Here is a 16,319-nt window from a genome sequence, read left to right on the forward strand (position 1 = left end):
TCACGCGTCAGCTGTTGTTGTGGTCGACCTTGATGGTCGGATCGCTGCCGGCAATCAGGTTGTGAATGTTGGCAGTGGACCAGTTGTTGCCTTCCAGTTTGATCGTCACGTCCGGTGTCGCGGCAGCCGCGTCGGCGGAGTTGAACTTGCCCGCCGAACTGACTTGCAGCGACGACACGCCGTCGACCGTGGTGATCTTCAGGAAGTTGTCGATGGTGCTGCCGGACTCGCCCTGCAGCAGGTCGCGCAGGTCGATGCGGTCACCTTCGCTGGCGTTGAAGTCCTTGATCACATCGTTGCCGGTATCGCCTGCTTTCCAGACGAAGGTGTCGGCACCGGAACCGCCGATCAGGATGTCGTTGCCCGGGCCGCCGATCAGCGTGTCGTTGCCGGTGCCGCCGAGCAGGATGTCATTGCCCTTGCCACCATCGAGCACGTCATTGCCGCCACCGCCGAACAGGATGTCATTGCCTGCGCCGCCCAGCAGCGTGTCGTTGCCGTCGTGGGTACCGGACACATCGAACGCCTGATAGTGCTCGGTGATGTACTGGTGCACGTTGCTGGTGGTGACTTTGCTGACATCGACGCCGGTCTGCTGCGCGACGAACGCCTGCATCGCCTGGTAACCCTCGCCGGCAATGCCGTTGAAGCTCACCAGATCGCCGAACAGGATGTCATTGCCGTCGCCGCCGTTGACCGTGTCGTTGCCCGGCATCGTCGCTTCGGTGTGGCCGATGATCGAGTTGGCCAGGTCCTTCGGATCAATGTTGGTCTGCGGGTTGTGATCGGTGTCGTACGGTTTCAGGTCGTTGAGGCTGACACCGCTGTTGATCCCGATGGCTTCCACATTGGACAGGTTGCCCAACAGCGCAAAGGCGCTGTTGGCATTGTCAGTCGTGGCCGAGCTGGTGCTGCTGCCGGAACCCGCCAGGTTCGACAGCTCGTAGGTGCCGTCGCCTTGGGCGTGGATGTTGCCCACGTTGTTCCAGTTCCAGTAGCCGTTCTTGTACGTCTGCAGGACCACGGCCCCCGCCGTGCTGATAGTCAGGTAGTGCGTGCTGTCGATGTAGGTGCTGAAGCTGTCGCCCAGTTTGTAGTTGCTGGTCTTCACCACGTCGTCGAACTTCACGTTGCCGTACAGCGTCGGGTTGGTCTGTTCGCCGCTCTGGTAGTAGGTCGGCTGGCCGTCGGTGATGAAGTAGGTGAGGTTCTTCGCCCCGGTGTTGGCCACTGCATCAGCGCTCTGGAAGAAGTTGGCCGTGGTCTTGAACACGTCTTCGTAGTTGGTGCCCCCGCCGGAGGTCATCGAGTCCAGCACCGCTTTGAGCTTGGTCAGCGCGTTCGGATCGTTGAGGTTCACCGACACCGACTTGTTGACCTGGGTATCGAAGTCCACCAGGAAGATGTTCACCGTGCCCGAGTTGTTGCCCATGCTCTGCTTGAGGGTGTTGAACACCGACGTCAGCGAGTCCTTGGCGGCGTTGATCGACGAGGTGCTCATGCTGCCCGAGCTGTCGACCATGAACGCGATGTTGTAGTTGGTGCCCGGCACAACGGTCAGGCCGCCGATGTCGGCGACGATGATGTCGTTGCCGTCGGTGCCGGTGACGGTGTCGTCGGCCGAGGTGGCGACAATCGAGTTGTAGACCGCCGGCACCACGGAGACCGGAATGGTCGCGGTGGTGCTGGCCGAGCCGCCCAGAGCCTCGGTGGAGGTCGAGGTCACGGTCAGGTTGAACTGGCCGTTGTAGTAGGCCGGCGGGGTCACGGTCAGGCTGCCGAGGTTCCAGCCGGTGACGTTGGCATCGCCGCTGGTGGCGGTCACGGTGAAGCTGTGGCCGGCGCCGTCGCTGAGGACCGAACCGACCGGTGCGCCGCTGATCTTGATGCTCAGGGTTTCCGAGCCGTCGGTGTCGGTCAGCGCAGTGCTGATCGACGACAGTTTCACGGTGGTGCCTTCGGCGCCGGTGTTGAGCTTGTAGCCGTCGTAATAGCCTTCGCCGTTGGTGCCGTGCAGATCGGAGACGGTTACACCGGAGTTCACCAGGTCCTGTACGCCGGTGTAGATCGGCACGCCGGTACTGCTCAGGTCGATCGCCGTACCGCCGTTGACCGACAGGTTGACGTCGTAGCTGCCCAGGCCGTTCTGGTTGTGGTGGTAGATCTCCAGGGTGTAGTAGCCGCTGGTGGTCGGGGTGAACGAACCGTTGAGGTTGCCGCCCGCGCCCCACGTCGTGGAGGCCACGTTCTTGCCTCCGATGTTCACCAGCAGGCTGTCATCGCCGGTGCCGGTAAAGGTGTAGGTCTTGCCGGCTTCGAGGTAGATCAGGCCGGAGGTCTTCGACGCGGTGCCCGCCGCGACGTTGCCGTCGGACTGCACGTTGGTCACGTTGCCTTTGGAGTTCGCGGTACCGGCGCCGTCGATCACGTTTTTCAGGGTGGTCGAGTTCGCGCCGCTGCCGTCGGTGCCCAGGCCCGACAGGCCGGTCCAGACTTCCTTGATCAAGCCGGTGGACTTCACGCTGTTGTCGGCCACCGACAGGGTCGGCGCATCCGCCACCGGCGTGATGTCGATTTTGATCGTGCCGGTGTTACCCAGCAGTTGACCGTCGGTTGGCTGGAACTTGATCTGTGCGTAGTCAGCCTGGTTGTTGCCCAGACCGGTGCCGCCGTAACCGTTCACACCCGATTCGTTGGCATCCGGCATGAAGCGCAGCTTGCCGGCGTCGATGTCGGCCTTGCTGAAGGTCTGGTTGGTGGCGACGTCTTTCCAGGTCGAACCGTCCAGGTACTGCAGTTTGCCTTCGCCCGGCAGTTGGGTGATTTTCACGCCCAGGCTTGAGGCCGGGCTGTCGACGTCGGTCACGCCGAAGGTCGACCAGCCGAGGATCAGCGGCGTGTCTTCGGTGCCAGTGACGTTGGCCGGCGCGGCAACCGGCGCGTCGTTGACGGCGACCACGTTGACCGTGGTGGTGGCCACGTTGGAGTAGTTGCCGCCATCGGTCACCGTCACGGTAATGATGCGCGGCACGGTGCTCGGGTCTTCACTGCTGTTGGTGAAGGTGATGTTCTTGATCGCCTGCATGTAGTCGGCGAGCGTTGCGTTGCCCGAGAGTGTCAGCGTGATCGTGCCATTGGTGCTGTTGGCGTTGATGGTGATGCCGTTGACGCTGTTGCCCAGGTTCAGCGCATCGCCGTCCTGACGGTTGGTCAGCACGATGGTGGCGCCGGTCAGCATGGTGCTGTCCGGGTCGGTGATGTTGATGTCGGTGTCGGCAATCGACACACCTGCGCCCGGGGTGTTCTCGGTGAAGGTCACCTTGTAGTCGGCCCCGGTGGCGCCGCTGGAGTTGTTGGCGTCGAGGTCGATGACCGGTGGTGCATCGTTGTCGATGATCGAGGTGCTGACGCTGCCGTTGGTGCTGCTGACCGCCAGGTTCTCGAAGTTGCCGCCGGTGGCCGAGTCGATCTTGACCACGAAGTTCTCGGTGCCTTCGGTGATCTTGTCGTCGATGGTCGCGACGTTGAACTGCGCACTGCTGGCGCCCGCCGGGATCTTCACGGTGTACACGCCGGTGAAGTCCGAACCGTCGGCGGCGGTGCCGCTGTAGACGATTTTCAGGGTCACGTCGGTTTGCGCCGGGTGGGTCAGGCTGACGGTGTAGCTGGCGGTCTGGCCTTCGGTCACCGAGGTGCTGCCGGTGATGCTGACGGTGGTGGTGTCGATGGTGTCAGTGACGCTGGTCACCGCTGGCGTGTTGCTGGTCACCAGGTTTTCGAAGTTGCCGCCGGTGGCGTTGGTGATGGTTGCCTGCACGGTGCCGGCGTCTTTGTAGACGTCGTCAGCCGGTGCCGGAACGGTCACGGTGCCGGTGGTTTTACCCGCATCGATGGTGATCACCGAACCGTTGCTCAGCGTCACGGTCACCGGAGTGCCGGCCGCGTTGGTCAGGGTTGCGGTGTAGGTGATCGAGCCACCCTCGGCCACGGTGCCGGTCGCGGTCAGCGACAGGTTGGTGGTGTCAATGGTGTCGGTCACGGTGGTGCTGACCGGCGTCTTGTCGGCCACGAGGTTTTCGTAGTTGCCGCCACTCACATTGGTGATCGAGTTGGTCAGCGGTGCATGACCATTCAGGACGTCGTTAGGCGCGGTCGTGGTGACAGTGCCGGTGGTCTTGCCGATGTCGATGGTGATCGACTGACCGTTGGACAGGGTTACGGTCACTGGCGAACCGGTCACTGGAGCGCCGACAGTCGCGGTGTAGACGACGTTGCCGCCCTCGGCCGCCGTCGTGGTGGCAGTCAGCTTCACGGTGGTGGTGTCGATGGTGTCGGTAACGCTTGTCACCGCTGGCGTGTTGCTGGTCACCAGGTTTTCGAAGTTGCCGCCGGTGGCGTTGGTGATCGTTGCCTGGACAGTGCCGGCGTCCTTGTAGACGTCATCTGCCGGGGCTGGAACGGTCACGGTGCCGGTGGTTTTACCCGCCTCGATGGTGATCACGGCGCCATTGCTCAACGTTACGGTCACCGGAGTGCCCGCCGCGTTGGTCAACGTTGCGGTGTAGACGATCGAACCACCCTCGGCCACGGTGCCGGTCGCAGTCAGCGACAGGTTGGTGTTGTCGATGGTGTCGGTGACAGTGGTCGACACTGGCGTCTTGTCGGCTACGAGGTTTTCGTAGTTGCCGCCGCTGACGTTGGTGATGGCGTTGGTCAACGGCGTGTGTCCGTTGAGCGCATCGTTCGGCGCGGTGGTGGTCACGGTGCCGGTGGTCTTGCCGATGTCGATGGTGATGGTCTGGCCGTTGGACAGGCTCACGGTCACTGGCGAACCCGTCACTGGAGCGCCGACAGTCGCGGTGTAGACGACGTTGCCGCCCTCGGCCACCGTCGTGGTGGCAGTCAGCTTCACGGTGGTGGTGTCGATGGTGTCGGTAACGCTTGTCACCGCTGGCGTGTTGCTGGTCACCAGGTTTTCGAAGTTGCCGCCGGTGGCGTTGGTGATCGTTGCCTGGACAGTGCCGGCGTCCTTGTAGACGTCATCTGCCGGGGCTGGAACGGTCACGGTGCCGGTGGTTTTACCCGCCTCGACGGTGATCACGGCGCCATTGCTCAACGTTACGGTCACCGGAGTGCCCGCCGCGTTGGTCAGTGTGGCGGTGTAGATGATCGAACCACCTTCGGCAACCGAATTGGTAGCACTCAGGGACAGGTTGGTGGTGTCGACAGTGTCGGTCACGGTGGTGCTGACCGGTGTCTTGTCGGCCACCAGATTTTCGTAGTTGCCACCGGAAACGTTGGTGATGGCGTTGGTCAGTGGCGCATGACCATTCAGCACATCGTTAGGCGCCGTGGTGGTCACGGTACCGGTGGTTTTACCGACTTCAATAGTGATGTTCTGACCATTGGCCAGGGTTACCACAACCGGCGAGCCGGTCACTGGGGCACCCACGGTCGCGGTGTAGGTGACGGTGCCACCTTCAGCCGCGGTTTCGGTCGCGGTCAGTTTGACCGTGGTGGTGTCGATGGTATCAGTGACGCTGGTCACCGCTGGCGTGGTGCTGGTCACCAGGTTTTCGAAGTTGCCGCCGGTGGCGTTGGTGATCGTTGCCTGTACGGTGCCGGCATCCTTGTAGACGTCATCGGCCGGTGCCGGAACCGTCACGGTGCCGGTGGTTTTGCCGGCGTCGATGGTGATCACGGCGCCATTGCTCAAGGTTACGGTCACCGGAGTGCCCGCCGCGTTGGTCAGTGTGGCGGTGTAGATGATCGAACCACCTTCGGCAACCGAATTGGTAGCACTCAGGGACAGGTTGGTGGTGTCGACAGTGTCGGTCACGGTGGTGCTGACCGGGGTTTTGTCGGCGACCAGATTTTCGTAGTTGCCACCGGAAACGTTGGTGATGGCGTTGGTCAGTGGCGCATGACCATTCAGCACATCGTTAGGCGCCGTTGTGGTCACGGTGCCGGTGGTTTTACCGACTTCAATAGTGATGTTCTGACCATTGGCCAGGGTTACCACAACCGGCGAGCCGGTCACTGGGGCACCCACGGTCGCGGTGTAGGTGACGGTGCCACCTTCAGCCGCGGTTTCGGTCGCGGTCAGTTTGACCGTGGTGGTGTCGATGGTGTCGGTAACGCTGGTCACCGCTGGCGTGTTGCTGGTCACCAGATTTTCGAAGTTGCCACCGGTGGCGTTGGTGATCGTTGCCTGTACGGTGCCGGCGTCCTTGTAGACGTCATCGGCCGGTGCAGGAACTGTCACAGTGCCGGTGGTTTTGCCGGCGTCGATGGTGATCACGGCGCCATTGCTCAAGGTTACGGTCACCGGAGTGCCCGCCGCGTTGGTCAACGTTGCGGTGTAGACGATCGAACCACCTTCGGCCACGGTGCCGGTCGCGGTCAGCGACAGGTTGGTGGTGTCGATGGTGTCGGTCACGGTGGTGCTGACCGGGGTTTTGTCGGCGACCAGATTTTCGTAGTTGCCACCGGAAACGTTGGTGATGGCGTTGGTCAGTGGCGCATGACCGGTCAGCACATCGTTAGGCGCCGTGGTGGTCACGGTGCCGGTGGTTTTACCGACTTCAATAGTGATGTTCTGACCATTGGCCAGGGTTACCACAACCGGCGAGCCGGTCACTGGGGCACCCACGGTCGCGGTGTAGGTGACGGTGCCACCTTCAGCCGCGGTTTCGGTCGCGGTCAGTTTGACCGTGGTGGTGTCGATGGTATCAGTGACGCTGGTCACCGCTGGCGTGGTGCTGGTCACCAGGTTTTCGAAGTTGCCACCGGTGGCGTTGGTGATCGTTGCCTGGACAGTGCCGGCGTCCTTGTAGACGTCATCTGCCGGGGCTGGAACGGTCACGGTGCCGGTGGTTTTACCCGCCTCGATGGTGATCACGGCGCCATTGCTCAACGTTACGGTCACCGGAGTGCCGGCAGCGTTGGTCAGTGTGGCGGTGTAGAGGATCGAACCGCCCTCGGCGACCGAATTGGTAGCGCTGAGTGTCAGGTTGGTGGTGTCGACGGTGTCGGTGACGGTGGTGTTGACCGGGGTTTTGTCAGCTACAAGGTTTTCGTAGTTGCCGCCCGTTACGTCGGTGATCGCATTGGTCAGAGGTGCATGACCGTTCAGCGCGTCGTTCGGCGCAGTGGTGGTGACGGTGCCGGTGGTCTTGCCGACTTCGATGGTGATCGACTGACCATTGGACAGGGTCACGGTGACCGGAGAACCCGTCACTGGTGCGCCAACAGTGGCGGTGTAAGTAACGGTGCCGCCTTCTGCCGCCGTTTCGGAAGCGGTGAGCTTCACGGTCGTCGTGTCGATGGTGTCGGTGACTTCGGTGACAGCCGGAACGGTGCTCGGAACCAGGTTCTCGAAGTTGCCACCGGTTGCATCCTTGATGGTGACTTCGACTTTGCCGGCATCCTTGTAGACGTCATCGGCCGGGGCCGGAACGGTTACGGTGCCGGTGGTTTTACCCGCTTCGATGGTGATGACGGCGCCGTTGCTCAACGTCACGGTCAGCGGAGTGCCGGCCGGGTTGGTCAATGTCGCGGTATAAACGATCGAGCCGCCTTCGGCCACGGTGCCGGTCGCGGTCAGCGACAGGTTGGTGGTGTCGACGGTGTCGGTGACGGTGGTGTTGACCGGGGTTTTGTCAGCTACGAGGTTTTCGTAGTTGCCGCCCGTTACGTCGGTGATCGCATTGGTCAGAGGTGCATGACCGTTCAACGCATCGTTCGGTGCGGTGGTGGTCACGGTACCGGTGGTCTTGCCGACTTCGATGGTGATTTGCTGACCGTTGGCCAGGCTCACGGTGACCGGAGAACCCGTCACTGGTGCGCCAACGGTGGCGGTGTAAGTAACGGTGCCGCCTTCTGCCGCCGTTTCGGAAGCGGTGAGCTTCACGGTCGTCGTGTCGATGGTGTCGGTGACTTCGGTGACAGCCGGAACGGTGCTCGGAACCAGGTTCTCGAAGTTGCCGCCGGTTGCATCCTTGATGGTGACTTCGACTTTGCCGGCATCCTTGTAGACGTCATCGGCCGGGGCCGGAACGGTTACGGTGCCGGTGGTTTTACCCGCTTCAATGGTGATGACGGCGCCGTTGCTCAACGTCACGGTCAGCGGAGTGCCGGCCGGGTTGGTCAATGTCGCGGTATAAACGATCGAGCCGCCTTCGGCCACGGTGCCGGTCGCAGTCAGCGACAGGTTGGTGGTGTCGACGGTGTCGGTGACGGTGGTGTTGACCGGGGTTTTGTCAGCGACGAGGTTTTCGTAGTTGCCGCCCGTTACGTCGGTGATCGCATTGGTCAGAGGTGCATGACCGTTCAACGCATCGTTCGGTGCGGTCGTGGTGACAGTGCCGGTGGTCTTGCCGACTTCGATGGTGATTTGCTGACCGTTGGCCAGGGTCACGGTGACCGGAGAACCCGTCACTGGTGCGCCAACAGTGGCGGTGTAAGTAACGGTGCCGCCTTCTGCCGCCGTTTCGGAAGCGGTGAGCTTCACGGTCGTCGTGTCGATGGTGTCGGTGACCTGGGTTACGGCCGGAACGGTGCTTGGCACCAGGTTCTCGAAGTTACCGCCGGTGGCCGTCGAAATGGTTGCTTCGACTTTACCCGCATCTTTGTAGACGTCATCAGCCGGAGCCGGAACGCTCACGGTGCCAGTGGTTTTACCGGCTTCGATGGTGATGACAGCGCCGTTCGACAGGGTCACGGTCACCGGAGTACCCGCCGGGTTGGTCAGGGTCGCGGTGTAGACGATCGAACCGCCCTCGGCCACGGAACCAGTGGCGCTCAGGGTCAGGTTGGTGGTATCGACGGTGTCGGTGACCGTGGTCGAAACCGGCGTCTTGTCGGCCACCAGATTTTCGTAGTTGCCACCGCTCACGTCGGTAATAGCGTTGGTCAGCGGTGCATGGCCATTCAACGCATCGTTCGGTGCGGTGGTGGTCACGGTGCCGGTGGTCTTGCCCACTTCGATGGTGATCTGCTGACCATTGGCCAGGGTCACGGTCACAGGCGAGCCAGTCACAGGCGCACCCACAGTCGCGGTGTAAGTGACCGTGCCGCCTTCAGCCGCCGACTCGGTGGCGGTGAGTTTGACCGTGGTGGTGTCGATGGTGTCGGTGACGTTGGTCACGGCCGGAACGGTACTCGGCACCAGGTTCTCGAAACCGCCACCGGTGACGGTCGAAATGGTCGCCTCGACTTTGCCGGCATCCTTGTAGACGTCATCGGCTGGCGCGGGGACAGTCACGGTGCCAGTGGTCTTGCCGGCTTCGATGGTGATGACCGCGCCGTTCGACAAGGTCACGGTCACTGGCGAGCCAGCCGCATTGGTCAGGGTGGCGGTGTAGACGATCGAACCCCCTTCGGCCACCGAGTCGGTGGCGGTCAGGTTCAGGTTGGTGGTGTCGACAGTGTCCGAAACCGAAGTGTTGGCCGGTTTGCTGTCGACGGCCAGGTTTTCGTAGTTGCCACCAGTGGCTTTGTCGATGGTGACGCTCAGCGAGCTGCCGCCAGCCAGCGGGCTGTTCGGCGCGACGAAGTTCACGGTGCCGGTGGTCTCGCCCACGGCGATGGTGATGGTCTGGCCGTTGGACAGGGTCACCACGACCGGCGAGCCGGTCACTGGCGCGGTCACGGTGGCGGTGTAGACCACGGTTTCGCCTTCGGCGACGTTGGCGGTAGCGCTCAGGGACACGGTGGACGTGTCGATGGTGTCGTGGACGGTGGTGACTGCCGGGCTGGTGCTGGTGACCAGGTTTTCGAAGTTGCCGCCGGTGGCGCCCTTGATGGTCGTTTCCACGGTGCCGGCGTCCTTGTAGACGTCGTCCTTCGGTGCATCGACGGTCACGGTGCCGGTGGTTTTGCCAGCCTCGATGGTGATCACCGCGCCGTTGCTCAGCGTCACGGTCACCGGGGTGCCAGCGGCGTTGGTCAGGGTCGCGGTGTAGGTGATCTGGCCACCTTCGTTGACTTCCGGCGTCGCGCTCAGCGTCAGGTTGGTGGTGTCGACGGTGTCGGTGACGGTGGTGCTGACCGGTGTCTTGTCGGCCACCAGATTTTCGTAGTTGCCGCCGCTCACGTCAGTGATCGAGTTGGTCAACGGTTCGTGGCCGTTGAGTGCGTCGTTCGGCGCGGTAGTGGTTACGGTGCCGGTGGTTTTGCCGACTTCGATGGTGATCGACTGACCGTTGGCCAGGGTCACGGTCACAGGCGAACCGGTCACCGGTGCGCCGACAGTGGCGGTGTAGGTGACGGTGCCACCTTCAGCGGCGGACTCGGTCGCGGTCAGTTTGACCGTGGTGGTGTCGATGGTATCGGTGACTTCGGTAACCGCTGGAACGGTGCTTGGTACCAGGTTCTCGAAGTTGCCGCCGGACGCGTCCTTGATGGTGACTTCAACCTTGCCGGCGTCTTTGTAGACGTCATCGGCTGGCGCAGGAACGCTCACGGTGCCGGTGGTTTTGCCCGCTTCGATGGTGATCACGGCACCGTTCGACAAGGTCACGGTCACCGGCGTACCGGCCGGATTGGTCAGGGTCGCGGTGTAGAGGATCGAACCACCCTCGGCCACGGTACCGGTCGCGGTCAGCGACAGGTTGGTGGTGTCAACGGTGTCGGTGACAGTGGTCGACACTGGCGTCTTGTCGGCGACCAGATTCTCGTAGTTGCCACCGCTCACGTCGGTAATCGCGTTGGTCAGTGGCGCGTGACCGTTCAGCGCGTCGTTCGGCGCAGTGGTGGTCACGGTGCCGGTGGTCTTGCCGACTTCGATGGTGATTTGCTGGCCGTTGGACAGGGTCACGGTGACTGGCGAACCGGTCACAGGTGCGCCCACCGTCGCAGTGTAAGTAACGGTGCCGCCTTCTGCCGCCGATTCGGTCGCGGTCAGTTTGACCGTGGTGGTGTCGATGGTGTCGGTGACCTGGGTCACGGCCGGCACGGTGCTCGGCACCAGGTTCTCGAAGTTGCCGCCGGTTGCCGTCGAAATGGTTGCTTCGACCTTGCCGGCATCCTTATAGACGTCATCGGCTGGCGCCGGGACAGTCACGGTGCCAGTGGTCTTGCCCGCTTCGATGGTGATGACCGCGCCGTTCGACAAGGTCACGGTCACTGGCGAGCCAGCCGCATTGGTCAGGGTCGCGGTGTAAATGATCGAACCACCTTCGGCCACGGTGCCAGTGGCGCTCAGGGTCAGGTTGGTGGTGTCGACGGTGTCGGTCACCGTGGTGCTGACCGGGGTCTTGTCAGCAACCAGATTCTCGTAGTTGCCACCGCTCACACCGGTGATCGAGTTGGTCAGCGGCTCGTGACCGTTCAGCGCGTCGTTCGGCGCCGTGGTGGTGACGGTGCCGGTGGTTTTGCCGACTTCGATGGTGATTTGCTGGCCGTTGGACAGGGTCACGGTGACCGGAGAACCGGTTACTGGCGCGCCGACAGTGGCGGTGTAGGTGACGGTGCCACCTTCTGCCGCCGACTCGGTCGCAGTCAGTTTGACCGTGGTGGTGTCGATGGTATCGGTGACTTCGGTAACCGCTGGAACAGTACTTGGTACCAGGTTTTCGAAGTTGCCGCCAGACGCGTCCTTGATGGTGACTTCGACTTTGCCGGCGTCTTTATAAACGTCATCGGCTGGCGCAGGAACAGTCACGGTGCCGGTGGTCTTGCCGGCTTCAATGGTGATGACCGAGCCATTGCTCAAGGTCACGGTCACCGGCGTGCCCGCAGGGTTGGTCAGCGTGGCGGTGTAAACAATCGAACCGCCCTCGGCCACGGTGCCAGTGGCGCTCAGCGACAGGTTGGTGGTGTCGACGGTGTCGGTTACGGTGGTGCTGACCGGTGTCTTGTCAGCAACCAGATTTTCGTAGTTGCCACCGGTCACACCGGTGATCGAGTTGGTCAGCGGCTCGTGACCGTTGAGTGCATCGTTCGGCGCCGTGGTGGTGACGGTGCCGGTGGTTTTGCCGACTTCGATGGTGATCTGCTGACCATTGGCCAGGGTCACGGTGACCGGAGAACCGGTTACTGGCGCGCCGACCGTGGCGGTGTAGGTGACAGTGCCGCCCTCGGCCACCGAGGTGTCAGCCGTCAATTTGACGGTCGAGGTGTCGATGGTATCGGTGACTTCCGTCACGGCAGGGACGGTGCTTGGAACAAGGTTCTCGAAGTTGCCACCGGACGCATCCTTGATGGTCACTTCGACCTTGCCGGCGTCCTTGTAGACGTCATCGGCAGGAGCTGGAACGGTCACGGTACCGGTGGTCTTGCCGGCCTCGATGGTGATGACCGAGCCATTGCTCAAGGTCACGGTCACTGGCGTGCCGGCCGGGTTGGTCAGGGTCGCGGTGTAGACGATCGAACCGCCTTCGGCCACGGTGCCGGTCGCAGTCAGCGACAGGTTGGTGGTGTCGACGGTGTCGGTGACCGTGGTCGAAACCGGGGTCTTGTCGGCGACCAGATTCTCGTAGTTGCCGCCGCTTACGTCGGTAATCGAGTTGCTCAGCGGTGCATGGCCGTTCAACGCATCGTTCGGTGCGGTGGTGGTCACGGTACCGGTGGTTTTGCCGACTTCGATGGTGATTTGCTGACCGTTGGCCAAAGTGACAGTCACTGGCGAACCGGTCACAGGCGCACTCACAGTCGCGGTGTAGGTGACAGTGCCGCCCTCGGCCACCGAGGTGTCAGCCGTCAATTTGACGGTCGAGGTGTCGATGGTATCGGTGACTTCCGTCACGGCAGGGACGGTGCTTGGAACAAGGTTCTCGAAGTTGCCACCGGACGCATCCTTGATGGTCACTTCGACCTTGCCGGCGTCCTTGTAGACGTCATCGGCAGGAGCTGGAACGGTCACGGTACCAGTGGTTTTACCGGCCTCGATGGTGATGACCGAGCCATTGCTCAAGGTCACGGTCACTGGCGTGCCGGCCGGGTTGGTCAGAGTGGCGGTGTAGAAGATCGAACCGCCTTCGGCCACGGTGCCGGTCGCAGTCAGCGACAGGTTGGTGGTGTCGATGGTGTCGGTGACCGTGGTCGAAGCCGGAGTCTTGTCCGCTACGAGGTTCTCGTAGTTGCCGCCGCTTACGTCGGTAATCGAGTTGCTCAGCGGTGCATGGCCGTTCAACGCATCGTTCGGTGCGGTGGTGGTCACGGTGCCAGTGGTCTTGCCCACTTCGATGGTGATCGACTGACCATTGGCCAGGGTCACGGTCACCGGCGAGCCGGTCACTGGCGCGCCAACGGTAGCGGTATAAGTGACAGTGCCACCTTCTGCTGCCGACTCGGTCGCGGTGAGCTTCACCGTGGTGGTGTCGATGGTATCGGTGACTTCGGTAACCGCTGGAACAGTGCTTGGCACCAGGTTCTCGAAGTTGCCGCCGGACGCGTCCTTGATCGTGACTTCAACCTTGCCGGCATCCTTGTAGACGTCATCAGCCGGAGCCGGAACAGTCACGGTACCAGTGGTTTTGCCAGCCTCGATGGTGATGACCGAGCCATTGCTCAAGGTCACGGTCACCGGCGTACCGGCCGGGTTGGTCAGGGTCGCGGTGTAAACGATCGAACCGCCTTCGGCCACGGAACCAGTGGCGCTCAGGGTCAGATTGGTGGTGTCGACGGTGTCGGTCACGGTGGTGCTGACCGGCGTCTTGTCGGCCACGAGGTTCTCGTAATTGCCGCCGCTTACGTCAGTGATCGAGTTGGTCAGCGGCGCGTGGCCGTTGAGTACATCGTTCGGTGCGGTGGTGGTCACGCTGCCGGTGGTTTTACCCACTTCGATGGTGATGGTCTGACCGTTGGCCAGGGTCACGGTGACCGGGGAGCCGGTCACCGGTGCGCCAACAGTGGCGGTGTAAGTGACGGTGCCGCCTTCAGCGACCGAGGTGTCAGCGGTCAGTTTCACGGTTGAAGTGTCGACGGTATCGGTCACTTCGGTAACCGCCGGGACAGTACTCGGAACGAGGTTCTCGAAGTTGCCGCCGGACGCGTCCTTGATCGTGACTTCGACCTTGCCCGCGTCCTTGTAGACGTCATCGGCAGGGGCCGGAACGGTCACGGTACCGGTGGTTTTGCCGGCTTCGATGATGATCACCGCGCCGTTGCTCAAGGTCACGGTCACAGGGGTGCCGGCCGGATTGGTCAGGGTGGCGGTGTAAACAATCGAGCCGCCTTCGGCCACAGAACCAGTCGCGCTCAGCGACAGGTTGGTGGTGTCGACGGTATCGGTGATCGTGGTCGAAACCGGGGTTTTATCGGCGACGAGGTTTTCGTAGTTGCCGCCAGTCACACCGGTGATCGAGTTGGTCAGCGGCGGATTGCCGGTCACCGCGTCGTTCGGCGCGGTGGTGGTGACGGTGCCAGTGGTCTTGCCCACTTCGATGGTGATCGACTGACCGTTGGCCAGGGTCACGGTCACCGGCGAGCCGGTCACTGGCGCGCCCACCGTCGCGGTATAGATAACGGTGCCGCCTTCGGCTGCGGTTTCGGTCGCGGTCAGTTTGACCGTCGTGGTGTCGATGGTATCGGTGATCTGGGTCACGGCCGGAACGGTACTTGGTACCAGGTTCTCGAAGTTGCCGCCGGTGGTGCCGGCAATGCTGACTTCGACTTTGCCCGCATCCTTGTAAACGTCATCGGCTGGCGCCGGAACGGTCACAGTGCCGGTGGTTTTGCCTGCTTCAATGGTGATGACGGAGCCGTTGCTCAACGTCACGGTCACTGGCGTGCCGGCCGGGTTGGTCAATGTAGCGGTGTAAACGATCGAGCCACCTTCGGCCACTGAGCCGGTGGCGCTCAACGACAGATTGGTGGTGTCGATGGAGTCGGTGACCGTGGTGGTCGCCGGCGTGGTGTTCGGCACCAGATTTTCGAAATTGCCGCCGGTAGCACCGGTAATGGTGGTGCTGACGGTGCCGCCGTTGTTGTAGACGTCATTCGGCGCGGTTGGCACGTTGACGCTGCCGGTGGTCTTGCCGGCTTCGATGGTGATGGTCGAACCGTTCGACAACGTGACGGTGACCGGTGTCTGCGCCGGATTGGTCAACGTCGCGGTGTAAGTGATCTGGCCGCCTTCGACCACGGTGCCAGTGGCCGTCAGGGTCAGGCCGGTGGTGTCTTTCGAATCGACAATGGTGGTAACGGCCGGCGTCGGGTTCGGTACCAGATTCTCGAAGTTCCCGCCCGTTGCACCGGTGATGGTCGTGGTGACAGTGCTGCCATTGTTGTACACGTCGTTGGGCGCAGTCGGCACGTTGACGGTGCCGGTGGTCTGGCCGGCGCCGATGGTGATGGTCGAGCCGTTGGACAGGGTGACGGTGACCGGCGTCTGCGCCGGGTTGGTCAGGGTCGCGGTGTAGGTGATCTGGCCACCTTCGGTGACGCTGTTGCCCGCCGTCAGCGTGACGGTGGTGGTGTCGATGGTGTCGGTGACCTGGGTCACGGCCGGTGTGGTCGGCACGGTGACGGTAATGCCGTTGCCGCCGGTGGTGCCGGTAACGGTCACGTTGATCTGGGTCGGGTCGTTGTAGACCGTATCGTTCGGGGCCAGCGGCACGTTGACGGTGCCCGTGGTGGAGCCTGCCGGAATCACGATCACCGAACCGTTGGACAGGGTGATGCTCAGGTCGGTCAGCGGCGCCTGGGTCAGGGTCGCCGTGTACACCAGCACGCCGCCGGCTTCGGTGATGGTCGGTGTGGCGCTGAGGCTCAGGGTCGAGTCGCGCAAGGCGTTGGGGGTGGTATCGGTGGTCTGGCCACCCGTGATGTTCTGGGCGGCCTGACCGGCCGAGTTGATGCCTGCGGTCGGGAAGCCGATGGTCGGGTCGACACGGCCAGCGGTTGCGTCGAGCATCACGAAACTGTGGCCGCCACCGGCAGCACCACCAGTGCCTGCGGCGCTCGGGCCGGCAGCGGTGGCGTCAAGAGCGGTGGTCGGGTCGACGCCGGCGGCAATGGCCTGCTGCAGCTCTTCAACGGATGGTGCGGCTTGCGCAGTGGCTTCGGCCAGGTCGGTGGTGGAGTCCGGAGTATCGGCGCTCCATTGGGTGTCACGACCCAGATCGATGGTACGGCCGTCAGCCAGCTCCAGAGACACCGCGCCAGATACGCCGGTATCGACCTGATCGCCGGCGAACAAACGGTCGCCTTCAACGAGTACGCGACGGACGCCCTCTGGGGACACCACGAAAACCTGACCGACAATGCTTTTGACGATGGCAACAACACTGCTCATTGAAGACTCTCCGGGTGTCACGTTCAGTTGACTTCCATAGACCTGATGGCTTTTCTGCGCCGATTCAGTCTGGACGTAC

1 protein-coding gene is annotated in these 16,319 nt (G+C 62.6%); it reads right to left on the minus strand.

From position 1 onward, the window contains the following. Nucleotides 1-7: 7 nt before the first annotated feature. Nucleotides 8-16,240, minus strand: a complete 16,233-nt coding sequence (locus C6Y56_RS00675; RefSeq protein WP_169428308.1) for a LapA family giant adhesin — start codon at nt 16,238-16,240, stop codon at nt 8-10. Between the last annotated feature and the right edge of the window lie 79 nt (nt 16,241-16,319).

The organism is Pseudomonas fluorescens (assembly GCF_012974785.1).
Classification (GTDB): domain Bacteria; phylum Pseudomonadota; class Gammaproteobacteria; order Pseudomonadales; family Pseudomonadaceae; genus Aquipseudomonas; species Aquipseudomonas fluorescens_BT.

Coding starts and splice junctions, on each gene's coding strand:
- C6Y56_RS00675 (WP_169428308.1), bottom strand. CDS start 16,240: ATGAGCAGTGTTGTTGCCATCGTCAAAAGCATTGTCGGTCAGGTTTTC.